14 protein-coding genes are annotated in these 15,833 nt (G+C 41.0%); all 14 read right to left on the minus strand.

Annotated features, from left to right (window positions below; translation table 11 throughout):
• Window positions 1-7: 7 nt before the first annotated feature.
• Entirely contained in the window at window positions 8-3,487 is a 3,480-nt protein-coding gene (dnaE, locus tag FAX86_RS01905; protein ID WP_144391640.1) for a DNA polymerase III subunit alpha, read from the minus strand.
• 181 nt (window positions 3,488-3,668) lie between these two features.
• On the minus strand, window positions 3,669-3,893 hold the full coding sequence (locus FAX86_RS01910; protein ID WP_144391641.1) for a DUF1653 domain-containing protein: 225 nt from the start codon (window positions 3,891-3,893) through the stop codon (window positions 3,669-3,671).
• Between the two features lie 36 nt (window positions 3,894-3,929).
• Window positions 3,930-4,499, minus strand: coding sequence for a ribonuclease HII (rnhB, locus tag FAX86_RS01915; protein WP_144391642.1), 570 nt, complete (start codon window positions 4,497-4,499; stop codon window positions 3,930-3,932).
• On the minus strand, window positions 4,489-5,649 hold the full coding sequence (gene lpxB / locus FAX86_RS01920; RefSeq protein ID WP_144391643.1) for a lipid-A-disaccharide synthase: 1,161 nt from the start codon (window positions 5,647-5,649) through the stop codon (window positions 4,489-4,491). The genes rnhB and lpxB overlap by 11 nt, the downstream gene beginning before the upstream one ends.
• A 6-nt stretch (window positions 5,650-5,655) precedes the next feature.
• Window positions 5,656-6,420 carry an acyl-ACP--UDP-N-acetylglucosamine O-acyltransferase gene (lpxA, locus tag FAX86_RS01925; RefSeq protein ID WP_144391644.1) on the minus strand — a complete coding sequence of 255 codons (765 nt, stop codon included), beginning with the start codon at window positions 6,418-6,420 and terminating at the stop codon, window positions 5,656-5,658.
• A complete protein-coding gene (fabZ, locus tag FAX86_RS01930) occupies window positions 6,417-6,854 on the minus strand; it encodes a 3-hydroxyacyl-ACP dehydratase FabZ (RefSeq protein ID WP_246128542.1) in 438 nt (145 codons plus the stop codon). Before fabZ ends, lpxA begins: the two co-directional genes overlap by 4 nt.
• Window positions 6,855-6,876: 22 nt before the next feature.
• Window positions 6,877-7,923: a UDP-3-O-(3-hydroxymyristoyl)glucosamine N-acyltransferase gene (lpxD, locus tag FAX86_RS01935; RefSeq protein ID WP_144391645.1), complete on the minus strand. Its 1,047-nt coding sequence runs from the start codon at window positions 7,921-7,923 to the stop codon at window positions 6,877-6,879.
• 13 nt (window positions 7,924-7,936) lie between these two features.
• The gene (locus tag FAX86_RS01940) at window positions 7,937-8,440 is read right to left on the minus strand and encodes an OmpH/Skp family outer membrane protein (protein ID WP_144391646.1); all 504 of its coding nucleotides are present in this window, start codon (window positions 8,438-8,440) and stop codon (window positions 7,937-7,939) included.
• 56 nt (window positions 8,441-8,496) lie between these two features.
• Window positions 8,497-10,983, minus strand: a complete 2,487-nt coding sequence (bamA, locus tag FAX86_RS01945; protein ID WP_144391647.1) for an outer membrane protein assembly factor BamA — start codon at window positions 10,981-10,983, stop codon at window positions 8,497-8,499.
• Window positions 10,984-11,004: 21 nt separating this feature from the next.
• Entirely contained in the window at window positions 11,005-12,333 is a 1,329-nt protein-coding gene (gene rseP / locus FAX86_RS01950) for an RIP metalloprotease RseP (protein ID WP_144391648.1), read from the minus strand.
• A gap of 5 nt (window positions 12,334-12,338) precedes the next feature.
• A complete protein-coding gene (gene ispC, locus FAX86_RS01955; RefSeq protein WP_246128481.1) occupies window positions 12,339-13,526 on the minus strand; it encodes a 1-deoxy-D-xylulose-5-phosphate reductoisomerase in 1,188 nt (395 codons plus the stop codon).
• Window positions 13,526-14,404 carry a phosphatidate cytidylyltransferase gene (locus FAX86_RS01960; RefSeq protein WP_144391650.1) on the minus strand — a complete coding sequence of 293 codons (879 nt, stop codon included), beginning with the start codon at window positions 14,402-14,404 and terminating at the stop codon, window positions 13,526-13,528. Before FAX86_RS01960 ends, ispC begins: the two co-directional genes overlap by 1 nt.
• A 15-nt stretch (window positions 14,405-14,419) precedes the next feature.
• On the minus strand, window positions 14,420-15,163 hold the full coding sequence (uppS, locus tag FAX86_RS01965) for a polyprenyl diphosphate synthase (RefSeq protein ID WP_425467765.1): 744 nt from the start codon (window positions 15,161-15,163) through the stop codon (window positions 14,420-14,422).
• An 88-nt stretch (window positions 15,164-15,251) separates the two neighbouring features.
• Window positions 15,252-15,809 (minus strand): ribosome recycling factor, encoded by a 558-nt coding sequence (gene frr, locus FAX86_RS01970; protein ID WP_144391652.1) that lies wholly within the window; start codon window positions 15,807-15,809, stop codon window positions 15,252-15,254.
• Window positions 15,810-15,833 lie beyond the last annotated feature (24 nt).

A 15,833-nucleotide genomic window follows, 5' to 3' on the forward strand; every position in this document is an offset into this window, starting at 1 on the left:
CAATCTACTAATACTCCAACTCAACTTTCTCACATCCCTCAATTCCTTCAAGATGATACAGTAGCTCATTCGTCGGCTGAACTTTCCATTCGTCTGATAGGGCAATGGTTGCTGAATGTCCGTTCATTCGATAAATAAACTTAATAGGAGTACTACCATTTAAACAAGGCTCAATATGACGTTTTAAATCATAAGCAATGGAATCTTTACAGTGTTGATCACTCATTTGAACAGAAATACATTTAGCATATTGCTCACGAGCAACCACAAAATCATAGAGCTTCATGGCGTTTATACGCATACCACCACTGAAGTCATCATACTTCACGTCGCCCTCAACAATAACGATATTGTCATTGTTCAATATCTCTTTGTACTCTTCATAGAGTGCGGCACCAACAAACAGAGTTATTCGTCCGCTTTTATCATCAAGAGTTACGATAGCAAAGCGATCGCCTCGTTTACTCGTTCTCACCATAACATCAATGATCAAACCCGCAGCTTTAATCGATTCTCCGCGACGTGTCGGTTGTAATTGATTGAATCGACAAGATACGAAATTTTTTAATTCAACAATATAACGGTCAATTGGATGTCCTGTTAAGTAGAGTCCGAGGGTTTCCTTTTCTCCTTGTAATACTTGTTCTTCAGGCCATGGGCGTACCTTAGCCCAGTTTAATTCGCCAGTTGTGGCATCTGCTGTAAAAGCATTGCCAAATAAGTCATCTTGACCAATCGCGGCGGCTTTATTTTGCTGATCGGCAGCACGAATCGCTTCATCAAGACTAGCCATTAACACGGCACGATTGGGGCCCAGTTTATCTAATGCGCCGGCTCGAATTAAATTTTCAATCGTTCGGCGATTAACTTTTCTTAAATCGACACGCTGACAAAAATCGAATAAGTCTTTGTAAGCGCCATTTTTTTCTCGTTCAATGACAAAGCTTTCAATAGCTCCCTCACCGACTCCTTTAATCGCACCGATACCGTAGATGATGGTGTTTTCATCAGTCACTGTAAATTTATATTCCCCTTGATTGACATCAGGAGGCATAATTTCAATTTTGTGTTGTAAACAATCATCGACAAAAGTAACGACTTTATCGGTATTATCCATATCAGCAGACATAACCGCTGCCATAAATGCTGCTGGATAATGTGCTTTTAAATAAGCGGTTTGATAAGCGACAAGTGCATAAGCCGCAGAGTGCGACTTATTAAATCCGTAACCGGCAAACTTTTCCACCAGATCAAAAATATTCATCGCGAGCTGTGCATCAATTCCCTGACTTTTTGCACCTTCTTCAAAAATAGCACGCTGCTTCGCCATTTCTTCTGGTTTTTTCTTTCCCATTGCACGACGTAATAAATCGGCGCCACCCAAACTGTAACCCGCAAGAACCTGAGCAATTTGCATGACTTGCTCTTGATAGACAATAACGCCATAAGTCGGTTCTAAAATCGGCTGCAATGACTCATGTTGATAGTCAGGATGCGGATAAGATACCTCTGCTCGTCCATGTTTACGATTGATAAAATCATCCACCATACCCGATTGCAAAGGACCCGGACGAAATAATGCTACCAGTGCGATAATCTCTTCAAAATTACTGGGCACCAAGCGATCAATCAGATTTTTCATTCCTGCGGATTCCAGCTGAAATACCGCGGTAGTATCTGAACGCTTCAACAAGTCGAATGTTTTTGAATCTTCTAAAGGAATATGATTAATATCGAGTGCAGGCTCATCCTGTTTTTCTCGTAAACGATTTACAATGTCCATTGCCCAATCAATAATGGTCAGTGTTTTTAATCCTAAAAAGTCGAACTTGACCAAACCTGCTTTTTCAACATCATCTTTATCAAATTGGGCTACTAAACCACTGTAGTCTTCGTCGCAATAAATGGCAGTAAAGTCAGTCAATGTTGTCGGAGAGATAACAACACCACCTGCGTGTTTACCCGCTTGCCGAACAACACCCTCTAATAACTTTGCCATATCCCAAATTTCTTGAGCTTCTTCATCTTGCTCAATAAAGTCCACCAACTCTGGGACTTCGTCTAAAGCTTTAGATAACGTCATTCCTGGTGTCGGTGGAATGAGCTTCGATAATCGGTCGGCCAATCCGTAAGGTTTGCCAAGAACTCGTGCAACATCCTTAACCACAGCTTTCGCCGCCATGGTACCAAAAGTAATAATTTGTGAAACCGCATCTCGACCGTAAGTATCTGCCACATAATCGATGACTCGGTCACGCCCGTCCATGCAAAAGTCAACATCGAAATCGGGCATGGAAACACGTTCGGGATTTAAAAATCGCTCAAATAGAAGATCGTACTCGAGCGGATCGAGATCGGTAATTTTTAACGCATAGGCCACAAGAGAACCGGCCCCCGAGCCCCGCCCTGGTCCAACCGGCACATCATTATCTTTGGCCCATTGGATAAAGTCTGCAACAATCAAAAAGTAACCCGGAAACCCCATTTGGTTGATCACGCCCAATTCGACTTCAAGGCGGTCATCGTAAGGTTTCCTTTTCTCATTAAAATCAGGGGCGTCACGGTCAAGTAAGACATCCAGCCTTTCTTCCAATCCTTCTCGACTTACCTTACATAAGTACTCCGCTTCGTCCATGTCTCCAGTTGGAAACTTGGGAAGGTAATAGGTTCCAAGTTTTAGCTCTACTGAGCAACGTTTTGCAATCTCTACCGTGTTTTCAATAGCTTCCGGAATATCAGAAAACAACTCTATCATTTCATCTGCTGTTTTTAAGTACTGTTGATCACTATAGTTTCGAGGACGATCGGGATCTTCTAGTACGCGCCCCATTCCAATACAAACACGAGCTTCATGGGCTACAAACTCTTCTTTATCTAAAAAATGAACATCATTTGTCGCAACCACTGGGATATTTGAACCTTGAGCAAGTCCTATTGCAGCATGTATGTAATCATCCTCATTTTCTCGCCCAGTGCGCTGTAGTTCCAAATAATATCTATCAGCAAAATAATGATTCCAAAATCCCAGCAAATGTGCAGCTTGTTCCATATTATTGGCCAATAAGGCTTTTCCAACATCACCTTGTCGACCACCCGATAAAACTATCAAGCCTTCCGACCAGGTCCTAAGCCACTCGCGCTTTACTATGGGAACTCCACGATGTTGATTTGTCTTGAAAGCTTCAGATATCAATCGCTTTAGATTTGTGTATCCCTCATCATTTTGGCAAAGCAACACGATTCTAAAAGACTCATCGCCCAACTCATCGCAATGCACCCAAACATCACAGCCAACAATGGGTTTAACTCCATTGGCCAAAGCTTCACTATAAAATCTCACCAAACCACAGATGTTATTTTGATCGGTTAACGCAACGGCCGGTTGTTTCAACTCCGCAACTTGCTTAACCAGAGGCTTCACGCGGCATAAGCCGTTGGTCATTGAATACTCAGTGTGAACTCGAAGATGGACAAAAGATGAGGTCATATTATTGGAATCACCAAGATTAATCGATTAAGACATGAAAACTAAATACTAAGCGAATCTCGCATTGAAAGGTAGCCTTGACAACAAGAGATTGTGACCCGGTATTCCATTGATGAACTATTTCTTTATGCAGCAAATTAAAGTGGATTAACAAAATCCTGCATAAATAAAATGAAAGAAATTAATTTGCTTTTTTAAGCCATTGAAATCGAGGAACTTTTTCGCCATCAAAGTCTACCAGTTCAGTAAACATATCTAATGGTCGTACCCATAATCCCTTGTCACCGTATTGGGGTTGATAAATCACCATCCACTCATCGGTTTCAGAATGACGAGCAGTGTCCAGCACAAGGTAATCACTACCTTTATAGTGTCGGTAAATACCAGGCTCAATTTGTCGTGACATAATTAATTCAACAGATTAACGAATAAAGTTAAATGATTAGAACAATAATTTTTGAACAGGTCCATAACTGCGGCGATGGATCGGTGTTATTCCTAGCTGTACTAATGCTTCCCGATGCTGTTTAGTCGGATACCCTTTGTGCTTTGCAAAACCATACCCAGGAAACTGATCTTCAAGATCAACCATTTCTCTGTCTCGCGTGACCTTAGCCAAAATAGAAGCCGCACTAATTTCTGGCTCGGTTAAATCGCCTTTAATAATCGCTTCTGCAGAAATATTAATATTAGGAATTTTATTACCATCAACTAACACATGCTCTGGTTGTACAGATAAACCCTCAACAGCCCGCTCCATTGCCAACATTGACGCATTCAAAATATTAATTTCATCAATTTCTTCAACTTCACATCTTCCCAAAGACCAGGCTATAGCTTTCTCTTTAATTTCATCGAAGAAAAAGTCGCGTTTCTTTTCCGATAGTTTTTTAGAGTCGGTCAATCCCACAATTGGGTTATTGGGATCCAGAATAACGGCAGCTGCAACAACCGGCCCAGCTAAAGGCCCTCTGCCAACTTCATCAACACCAGCAATGAGTCTAGTCTTCATTAGTTTTATCTCTTAATAGATCTGCTATTGCAGCTGCACCAATCTTACTGGCATCTCGCTTTAGACCCTGATGAATATTTTTAAATGCCGAAACCATCTTTTCACTATCAGCAGTACCTTTAAGCAACGGAAGTACTTCATTCGCTAAGTATTCAGGCTGACAATCATCTTGAATTAATTCTTTTACTAAAGGCTCACCTGCTAACAAGTTAGGCAAAGAAACATTTTTAATTTTCAGCATCCGACTAAAAATTGCATAACTAAATGCTGCCATCTTGTATCCAACGACCATGGGTCGCTTCAATAATGTTGCTTCTAAAGTTGCAGTACCCGAAGCAATTAACACAGCATCAGCAGCTGACATCACATCACGAGCATTCCCCACTGTTGTTTTAATTTTAAATGGCAATTCAAGAACTGCCAGTATTCGATTAAATTGCTCAAGCCGCTTTTCGTTAACGAGTGGTACAACAACCTCTAAATCTTGAATTTCTTTTTTACACAGCTCTGCAGCTTTTAAAAATGGTTCAACGATATACTTTAATTCTGAAGACCGGCTGCCAGGAAGTACTGCAAGAACTTTCTTTTCAGCATCAATACCCAGCTTTTTTTTGTATTCTGCCGAGTCAACTATTTCAGGAATGTCGTCAGCTAAAGGATGCCCGACACAAGCGACTTTAATATTGTGTTCTCGATAATAAGTTTCTTCAAAAGTGAACAAGCACAACATTAAATCAACAGCTTTTTTAATTTTAAAAATGCGCTTGGGGCGCCAAGCCCAAACCGAAGGACTAACATAATGTGTAGTTTTGATTCCAGCCTGTTTTAAAGCAAGCTCAAAGTCCAGGTTAAACTCAGGCGCATCAATTCCGATAAATAAATCTGGCGGATTAGCAATAAGCTCACTGATCAATTGCTTTCTTTTTTTGCTTAATTCACGGTAGCGCTTAAGTACAGCCCAAATACCCATGACTGAGAGTCGCTCCATAGGATAAACAGACTCACACCCAGCTGCTTGCATTTTATCACCGGCAATGCCGGTAAATTTTATATTATGAGAAAAACGATTGTTAAGAGCCTCAATTAAACCCGCTCCTAAAATATCGCCAGAAGCTTCACCGGCTACAATAAAAACATTAAGTGGATTCATGAAAGATTATCGAACGATGCCGCGATTAGAGTTCTGAATAAAATCAACAAATAGCTGAACACAAGAAGCAGACTTTGCTTGTTCTTCAAGTTGAATCATAGCCTCATCGAGCTTCAATCCTTTACGGTATAAAGTTCTGAAGCTTTCTTTAATCGCTCGAATATCTTGAGGAGTATACCCCCGACGCTTCAATCCTTCGGCATTGATCGCTCTCGGAACTCCATTCTGCAACATGACATAAGGAGGCACATCTTGAGTAATGTTTGAATCCATACCGGAGAAAGCATGATCACCAATTTTGCAAAACTGATGCACCCCAGTAAAACCGCCCAAGATGACCCAATTACCAACATGTACGTGACCCGCGACTGATGCATTGTTTGCAAAAATCACATTATCACCAACAATGCAATCGTGAGCGACATGAGTGTACGCCATAAACAATCCATGGCTGCCTATTTGCGTGTAACCAATATCTTGCACTGTTCCTCGGTGAATAGTGCAGCACTCTCGAAAAACGTTTTCATCACCAATGATCGTTTTCGTCGGTTCGCCTTGATATTTTTTGTCTTGATTCTCTTCACCAATACTGGAGAATTGAAAGAACCGATTATTTTTACCAATCGTTGTATGGCCGTTGATAACCACATGAGGACCGACACGAGTACCAGAATCGATAGATACATGCGCACCGATCACAGAATAAGGCCCTACTTCGACATCGCCAGCCAATTCTGCTTTAGGATCGATAATTGCGGTAGGATGAATCATACAATACTCTTTTTTGCACACATCAAGTCAGCCGAACATACAACTGTACCATCTACTGTTGCTTCAGCTTTAAATTTCCACATATCTCGCTTGCGTTTTACAACTTCCACTTTTAGCTGTACTTGATCACCTGGTTCAACAGGGCGTTTGAAGCGGGCATTATCAATACCCACAAAGTAATATAATGAATCTGCATCTGGTAATTCGCCCATTGTTTTAAAAGCTAATATACCTGTAGCCTGAGCCAAAGCTTCTAAGATTAGGACCCCAGGCATAACCGGCCGGTGAGGAAAATGACCAGTAAAACAGGGCTCATTCACTGTAATGTTTTTAATGGCATGAAGCGACTCACCCAGTTTAAAATCGATAACTCGATCGATTAATAAAAATGGATAACGATGAGGTAAGTGCTTCATTACCTCGTTAATATCCATTACTGAAATTTCGTCTTTCTCATTACTCATCATCTTTCTCACTTTCGAGTTCGGCTAAACGCTTCTCAAGCCGTTTCATTGTTCTTGCTATTTCATCCAATTGCCGCAAGCGAGTTACGTTACGTTTCCACTCCCGATTTGGCATCAATGGAGTACCCGAGGAATACGCTCCTTTCTCAAGCGACTTACTCACTTGAGAACCTGCAGTTACATGAACACCATCCGCTAATTCTATATGTCCCAAAACAGAGACTCTTCCGCTGATAGTGCAGTATTTTCCAACTTTTGAGCTTCCAGCGACTCCTGAATACGCCGCCATAGCACTATGGTCACCAAACTCTGCATTGTGAGCCAAGTGACACATATTATCTAATTTTACACCATCTCCGATGATCGTATCGTTAATTGCACCACGATCGATAGTACAATTAGCTCCACATTCAAAATCATCTCCGATTACTACATTACCCAGCTGCGGTATTTTAATCCAAACACCAGCCTCATTAGCAAAGCCAAATCCATCTGATCCGATGACTGTACCGCCATGAATAATGGCCCGCTTTCCGATGACCACGCCATGATAAAGGCTGACATTCGCGAATAAACGAGAGTCATCACCAATCGAAGAATCCTGACCAATAACGCACCCGCTAGCAATCTGAACATTTCTTCCTATTGTTACGTTGGACTCAATAACTGCATTAGCCCCGACAGAAGCTGTAGGATCAACATCGGCAGTAGAATCAATAACAGCAGAAGGATGAATTCCGGGAGTTTGTGATGGAGTTGTATCCAGTAGTTGGGCTACTTTTGCGAATCCTAGATATGGATTATCCATAACCAAAGCATTCACCGGACAGCTGTCTGCGAGCTCTTGCAACAGAATAACTGCCGATGCTTTTGTCGATTTAAGATACGACTGATACTTAGGATTGCTCAAAAAAGCTATTTCGCCCTCAGATGCATCTTGGATGGTGTTTATAGCAAAAACGCGGCAAGCCGCGTTTCCACTAACTGTTGCTCCAATAGATTGAGCAATTTCTTCCAGGGTATATCCTTTATCGGACATATAACCCCTCCAACTAATTACTTGAATTAAGCTTAGCTAGAATTTTATCAGAAATATCGAGAGCTGGATCAGCAAATAATAATGCTTCGGCATTGATAACCATTTTGTAGCCGTTTGCTTTAGCGTATTCATCGATCTCTTTGCGGATACGCTTAAGTAAAGCAATTTGTTGACCTTGACCGAATCGTTGCATGTCTTCTTGTAATGCTTTTTGCTTAAGCTTCAACTGAGTCTCAAGCTCCTGCATCTTACGAGAAAGATCAATCTTTTCTTGCTGGCTCATGGTAGCGCCATCTTTTTGAGCTTTCTCTTGAAGTTTTCGATAGTCACTATCGATAGTTTTTAGCTCTTCTTGTTGCTCTTTGAATTCAGCTTGCATTTTTTCACGAATCGCAACTGCCTGAGGTGAATTCTGCGCAATATATTGGCCGTTTACGTATCCAATTTTATCGCCTTCAGCTTGAGCTGTTGCCATCATTGCGATAATTGATACAAAAATAATCACTATATGTTTCAAAGTACTTCCCCTTATCTTGCGTCTTAGTATGTTAATTCAGTTATTAGTTTTAAACCTTAAAAAGTCCGTCCAATATTAAACTGCAAAGTTTCAAACTCGTCGAAACGCTGCTCTCGAATTGGCCGTCCTAAACTGATAGAAATAGGTCCCATTGGTGATAACCATTGTACCGCAAAGCCTGCCGACACACGATACGTTTCTGGGTCACCGTAATCTGGCATAGTTCCGATTGCTCCGTTTGGTAAAGAGACTTGAAGTTGAGAGTAATCTTCTGGATCAAACTTGGTGTTCCAAACATTACCAACATCAACAAAAAATGACGTTCTTACAGAACGGTTATTTTCTGCAAACGGAGTTGGAAAAATCAATTCCAGTGTGCCTGTAACTTTAGCATTACCACCGGTTGAGAAACGATTCAACGTTATCGAATCAAACTCGCGAGGCAATATAATACTTATCGGAGAACCATCTGGTCCTGTCACAGTTTGAGTCGTTGGTGTTCGAATAATTTCTCGTGGGCCCACTGTATTATTTTCGAACCCTCGTAAAGAGTCTGAAGAGCCACCATAAAAATTTTCAAAGTAAGGTAAATCTTCACTGACTCCATCTCCGTAACCGTCGCCATAAGACATTAGGAATCCGGTTTTCAAAGACCAGCCTCGAGCAAAAGCCCAGTAATTTGAAAAGTTATAACTCAGTTTATAATACTCTAGATCACTTCCAGGTACAGAAGCTTCCAATGAGATTTGATTCATAGACCCACTGTCAGGAAAAATTCCGCGATTCAAGGTATTTCTTAACCAACCGGTTTGAACTTCCATTAATTCAAAATCAAGCGATGAATCAGCAAAAGGATCCAGACCAAATCCAGAGAACAAATCCATGATTGATTCTGATCGAGCACCTTGAGACGAACGTGCGAAAGAATTTAACTGGTTCTTTAAGAAGGTACCGCCGAAGCTAAATCGTGAAACTTCACTAAGAGGGACGCCCCATGTAGCTCCTAAACCCAAAGATTCTTGTGATGATCGATTTATATTTAGTTCAGAGTAATCTGTCTCTCGGTAAAATAAGTTATAACCAAGACTAACACCGTCGATCGTAAAGTAAGGATCGGTGTAACTGAAGTTATAGTTTTTTATCGCTTTTGAATTATTTAATGAGAAAGCAACTCGATTACCACTTCCCAAAAAGTTTTCATGACTTATGCTGGCTTGCAAAGAAAGCCCATAAAAACTTCCATATCCCAAACCTCCTGAGATAGTACCAGCCGAACGTTCTTTAATTTTAAACTCAACATCAACTTGATCGTCAGTCCCTTCAACTTTTGGTGTTTCAACAGAAGCTTCTTCAATAAACGGCAAACGTTCTAATCGAGTTTTGGAACGCTCAACTAACTGGGTCGATAATGCCTCTTTTTCCATCAAACGAATTTCACGTCTAAGTACGTGATCGTTGGTAGCTTCGTTACCAGAGAAGGTAATTCGTCGAACATAAGTTTTCTGCTTGGGATCAACAAAAATCGTCATGCTGACTTCTCGATTGTCTTGATCAATTTCTGGCACGCTGACGACATTTGCAAAAGCATAACCCTTATAGCCAAGCCATTCTGCTATACGTTCTTCTGCAAAACTAATCGCAGCACCACTATAGGTGTCGCCTTTACGTAGCGGGACAAGTCTTCTTAGTTGTTCTTCGGTATAAATTAACTCGCCAGAAAACTTAACTTCTTTAACCGTAAACTTTTCACCTTCATCGACATTTAAGGTGATGAACATATTTTTTCGGTCGGGAGAAATGGAAACCTGAGTCGAGACAATTTGAAACTTTAAGTATCCGCGGTCGAGATAATAATTTCTTAATTTTTCCATATCACCTGAGAGCTTTTCTCGAGCGTACTGATCATCGCTAGTGAAAAAAGAAAAGACACCGCCTGTTGATAACTCAAATTGCTCCAATAATTCTTCGTCATCAAAAACTCGATTACCTACGATATTAATTTCTTGAATGGTTGCTGGCTCACCTTCATCAATTTCAAGCCGAACTTGAACACGATTTCGAGACATATTTACCGCTCGAGTTTTAACTTCGACACCGTATTTACCGTGTGAAAAATATTGGTTTTGAATTTCTGATGCTATCGCCTCAAGAGCAGCTGCTTGGTAAACTTCGCCCTTAGCGAATCCAGCACCACGCATCCCGTTGAGTAAATCTTCAGTCTTTAATTGCTTATTACCGTCAATAACAATGTCAGAAATAATTGGACGCTCTTCAACCTCAATTATTAATGCATTATCTTCTCTGAGAACTTGAATATATTGAAATGATCCCGAGTCATTGAGTGCACGAATAACGTTAGGCAGTCTTGCCTCGTCGAGCGTTTCACCAACTTGAATAGGTAAGTAAGTAAAGAAGGTTCCTAACTCTATACGCTGTAAGCCACGAACTTTAATATCTTCTACTTTAAACGCTTTAAATTCGGCATTTGCCCCTAAGCTCGCCAGTAATAACACCGAACCTACAAATTTTTGTTTTATTGTCATCAAGACTTTCGAACTCCAAAACTACAAACGAGCGATATCGTTGAAAATTGCAATCGCCATCAACCCCAAAACCATAACAAGCCCAATACTGCGGCCAAAATCCAGAGCGCGATCGGACAAAGGCTTACCTTTTAAACGCTCAATGGTATTGAACAATAAATGCCCACCATCCAACATCGGAACTGGTAAGAGATTAATAAGACCAAGATTTACGCTGATCATTCCCAAAAAGCTGAGGAAATATACCAGTCCTCCTCGCACAGAGCTACCCGCACCTTCAGCAATCGAAATTGGGCCACCCAATGACTTGGTAGAAACTTCCCCTAAAATCAACTTCTTAAGCATGGTAACGGTTAAAGAAATTACTTCCCAAGTTTCATCCATCGCAAGCTGAAATGCTTCAAAAACTCCAGCCTTATGGACTTCAACCGGCAAGTTTGCTGCCCATATGCCTAATAAATAACCTGAGTCAGTGGATATAGGCGTCACAGAAAAATTTAAAATGTTACTATCACGCATGACTGAAACTTGAATTGGGTCAGCAGAATCCAGCTTTTGCATAAACTCCGCGAGCTCATCAAACAAGTTTATTTTTTCGCCATTGAGAGCAACAATTTTATCGCCAGCTTTTAGTCCAGCTTCTTTCGCAGGACTCTTTTCTGAAAATTGACCAATAATTGCATCTCGATCGAATTTAGGAATTATGCCTAAACTCCCTAAAACATCAGGTCGCCGATCGTCGACTTGCCAACTGTCAATATTTAAAGTGTGAGTTGTGAACACTCCTGTTTCTGTCGACTGAGTTTCAACAACTATTTGGCCTTGCTCTCCCAGACGTTCAACCAGTGCCCAAGTTACGCCTTTCCAACCTGAAACGTCCTCACCATCAATTTTTACGATTTCATGATTGGCTTGCAGGCCTGCTTTTTCCGCGATGGAATCTTTCGTTGGTGAGCTAAGAATGGGTTTGGGTTCTAATATCCCCAACATGAACATCAGCCAAAAAACCACAAGTGCCAACACAAAATTAGCGAAGGGCCCTGCGGCGACTATAATGTTTCTTTTCCAAATAGGTTGCTGGTTAAACGCTTTCGACTTTTCTTCTTCAGCAACGTCACCTTCATATTCGTCGAGCATTTTGACGTAACCGCCCAAAGGTATGGCAGCGACAACAAACTCTACACCATTTTTAGCGACTCGCTTCCAGATCGGGCTACCAAAGCCTACGGAAAAGCGTAAAACCTTCACTCCCAATTTTCGTGCGGCGTAATAATGGCCCCACTCATGGAACGTAACCAAGACACCCAAAGTCACGATGAGAGAGATTGTGTAAAGAAAAAAGTCTGACATTAAATCTAACCTAACCCACTTATAGAAACGATATTTGCTGCAAGCTCGCGCGCTTTCAGGTCTTGTTCGAGTAACTCATCGACGCTAGCACAATGTTGTCGCCCAATTCGCGACATTACTTGTTCATTTATTCGACAAATATCAGTAAACCGACAATCACCTGCGAGAAAAGACGCAACCGCTATTTCATTTGCAGCATTCAATACGGCAGGCATACTACCACCCTCATCAAAAGCCTCAAAGGCCAACTTTAAACACGGGTAGCGTGTAGCATCAGGTTTTTCAAAGCCTAATTGAGTGACCACACTGAAATCTAATGGTTCCACGCCAGCATCAATTCGCTCCGGCCAAGACAAGCCATAAGCAATGGGCGTTCTCATATCTGGTTGACCCATTTGAGCAATAACAGAGCCATCACTGTAACTCACCATTGAGTGAATAATACTTTGTGGATGCAACACAACTTCGAGCTGATCAGTACTGATTTGAAATAAATGACAGGCTTCAATCACCTCAAACCCTTTGTTCATCATCGTTGCCGAATCAACGGATATTTTCTTCCCCATATCCCAGTTAGGATGTGCGCAGGCTTGCTCTGGCGTAACAGAGTCAAATTCGTTTAATGGCAATTCCCGAAATGGACCACCCGACCCGGTGAGTAATATTTTATGAACACCTGAGGATTCAAAGCCTCGCTCGGAATAATTATGAGGCAAACATTGAAATATCGCATTATGTTCAGAATCGATGGGCAATAATTGTGCACCGTTATGCTTTACCGCGTTCATAAATAAATCGCCTGCCACAACAAGCGCTTCTTTATTGGCTAGCAATATTTTCTTTCCGGCAAGGGCTGCCGAAAGTGTCGGAATTAATCCCGCGGCACCTACGATAGCTGCCATCACGGTATCAACATTTTCGTGCGACGCTATTAATTTTAAAGCATCTTCACCAAATAGCACTTCAGTTTTTGATGAAACAGAAGAAACACGTTGCACGATTTCAGATGGATTGTCTGTTTTAACAAGAACAGCAAAAGCCGGCTTTATTAATTCAATTTGTTCGATTAATTTTTCTGCATTCGTATGTGCAGAAAGAGCAAATACTTGGTATTTATCAGGATGACGAATAATAACATCTAGTGTATTTACGCCTATTGAACCGGTTGATCCCAGCACAGTTACCTGCTGCATTAAATCCATCCCTGAAAACTAAAGATTAATAAAAAGAACGGAGCAACCGCAAGAGAACTGTCCAGTCGATCAAGTATTCCACCATGCCCGGGTAACAAATGACTGGTATCTTTTAAATTTTCTTGACGCTTTAATAAACTAACAAACAAATCACCAAATACTGAAATTACCGTTATAAAAATAACTGAACCTGCAAATATAAAATAGTCGTTAATTTTAAAATTAAGTAGATAACTTCCTACAAACGCAACTACCAAACTCAATCCCAAACCACCCAAAAACCCTTCCCAAGTTTTTCCGGGACTCACGCTCGGTGCCAATTTATGTTTACCAAAAAGCTTACCGAATATATAACCGCCAACATCAGCTCCCCAAATAAGTGTTAGCATGTACAGCACTAGGTATCCCCCAAAATAGGGATCTTGACTGATCTGAATGTTCCTCACAGATATTGCTGAAACCCAAAAGCCAACAATTAAAATAGCGCCAATTGCTAAGCGGAACCAGGGGCCATGAGTCCAAAAAGATTTGTTATATTTCGACACCAAAATCATGATTATGGCTAGAACCCATGCCATCAGAGTGAGCCAATAAGATATAAGAGTTGACGTCCAGTGCCATTCAACGAACCAAGTAGATGGCCATAACTGTAAGTTCTGATTAAAATACCAAACCACTAATGCCAAAAAAGATACAAACAAAGCAAAAAAAGATTTGCTAGCTCCCGACTGAACACCAGCAAGCCTTGCCCATTCCCATCCCATCAAATAATTAATGGCTAACAACGCCAACGCAAACCCTTTAAGATTCAAACCAAAGAGCACGACTCCCACCACGGGTAGAAGTAAAACACCTGTAATTATTCGCTGTTTCAGCATAATGATATTTATTCTCTAATTATTATTTATCGCAGATATATCGGCTTCGACTTGCTCACCCGTTTTTCCGAAACGTCGTTGTCTTTGACCAAATTCAGACACAGCTTCTTTCAGGGCTTCAGAATCGAAGTCTGGCCACAATAAAGGAGAAAAATAAAGTTCTGAATAAGCGCACTGCCACAATAAAAAATTGCTAATTCGCTGCTCGCCACCTGTGCGAATCAAAAGATCAGGATGGGGAATATCGGCACCTGTGAGTTTAGCTTCAATATCAGAGCTCGTTAACTCAACCATACCATTTCCGTTCTGGAAAGACTCATTAGCAGCTTTACTCGCGGCCTGAAGAATATCCCATTGACCTCCGTAATTTGCAGCGATTTGCAAAACAATTCCATCATTGCTGGAAGTCAACTTTTCAGCTTCAAATATCGCCTTTTGTAACTTCTTATCAAAACGACTTACGTCACCAATCACACGTAACTGAACATTATTTTTATGGAGAGATTTACTTTCTTTAGTCAAACCAGTAACAAACAAATTCATTAAAAAGCCGACTTCGTCTTGAGGACGATTCCAGTTTTCGCTACTAAAAGCAAATAGAGTTAAAGCTTCTATCCCAAGCGCACCGCAAGTTTGCACCATCTCTCGGGCCCGCTCCATGCCTTCTTTATGACCTTGTACTCTTTTCTTACCGCGAGTTTTAGCCCAACGGCCATTGCCGTCCATAATGATAGCTATGTGACGTGGTTTTGTTTGCAAAATTATTATTTCTTTTTCTGACATTAATAAATACACAAACGCCGCGTTTTATCTACGCGGCGTGCATCATCCAAAAAGACTAATGGAATTAAATTTCCATTAACTCCTCTTCTTTTTCAGACAATATCGCATCAATTTTATTTACATGCTCATCTGTTAACTTTTGGATCTCATCTTGGGCACGACGCTCATCGTCTTCAGAAATTTCTTTCTCTTTTACTAAATCTTTTAATGTTGAATTCGCATCACGTCGGATATTACGCACCGCTACTTTCGCATTCTCCGCTTCGCCTCGTACAACTTTAATCAACTCTTTTCGTCGTTCTTCGGTAAGAGGAGGAAGAGGAATTCGAATAACCTGACCTGCTGTGTTTGGGTTTAATCCAAGATCAGCATTCATAATGGCTTTTTCAATGGGTGCTACCATATCTTTTTCCCAAGGCTGCACCTGCAACGTACGTGCATCTGCTATCGAAACGTTAGCAACCTGAGTAATAGGTGTATCGGAACCGTAATATGGGATCATTAGATGCTCAATCAGACTGGGATGAGCTCTTCCGGTTCGAACTTTTGTCAAATCACTTTTAAATGAGTCGACTGATTTTCCCATGCGAGTTTTTGCGTCACTCTTTACATCGTTAATCACAAACTTTCTCCTGCGAAATTAGTT

The sequence above is a fragment of the Pleionea sediminis genome (assembly GCF_007570825.1).
Lineage (GTDB): Bacteria > Pseudomonadota > Gammaproteobacteria > Enterobacterales > Kangiellaceae > Pleionea > Pleionea sediminis.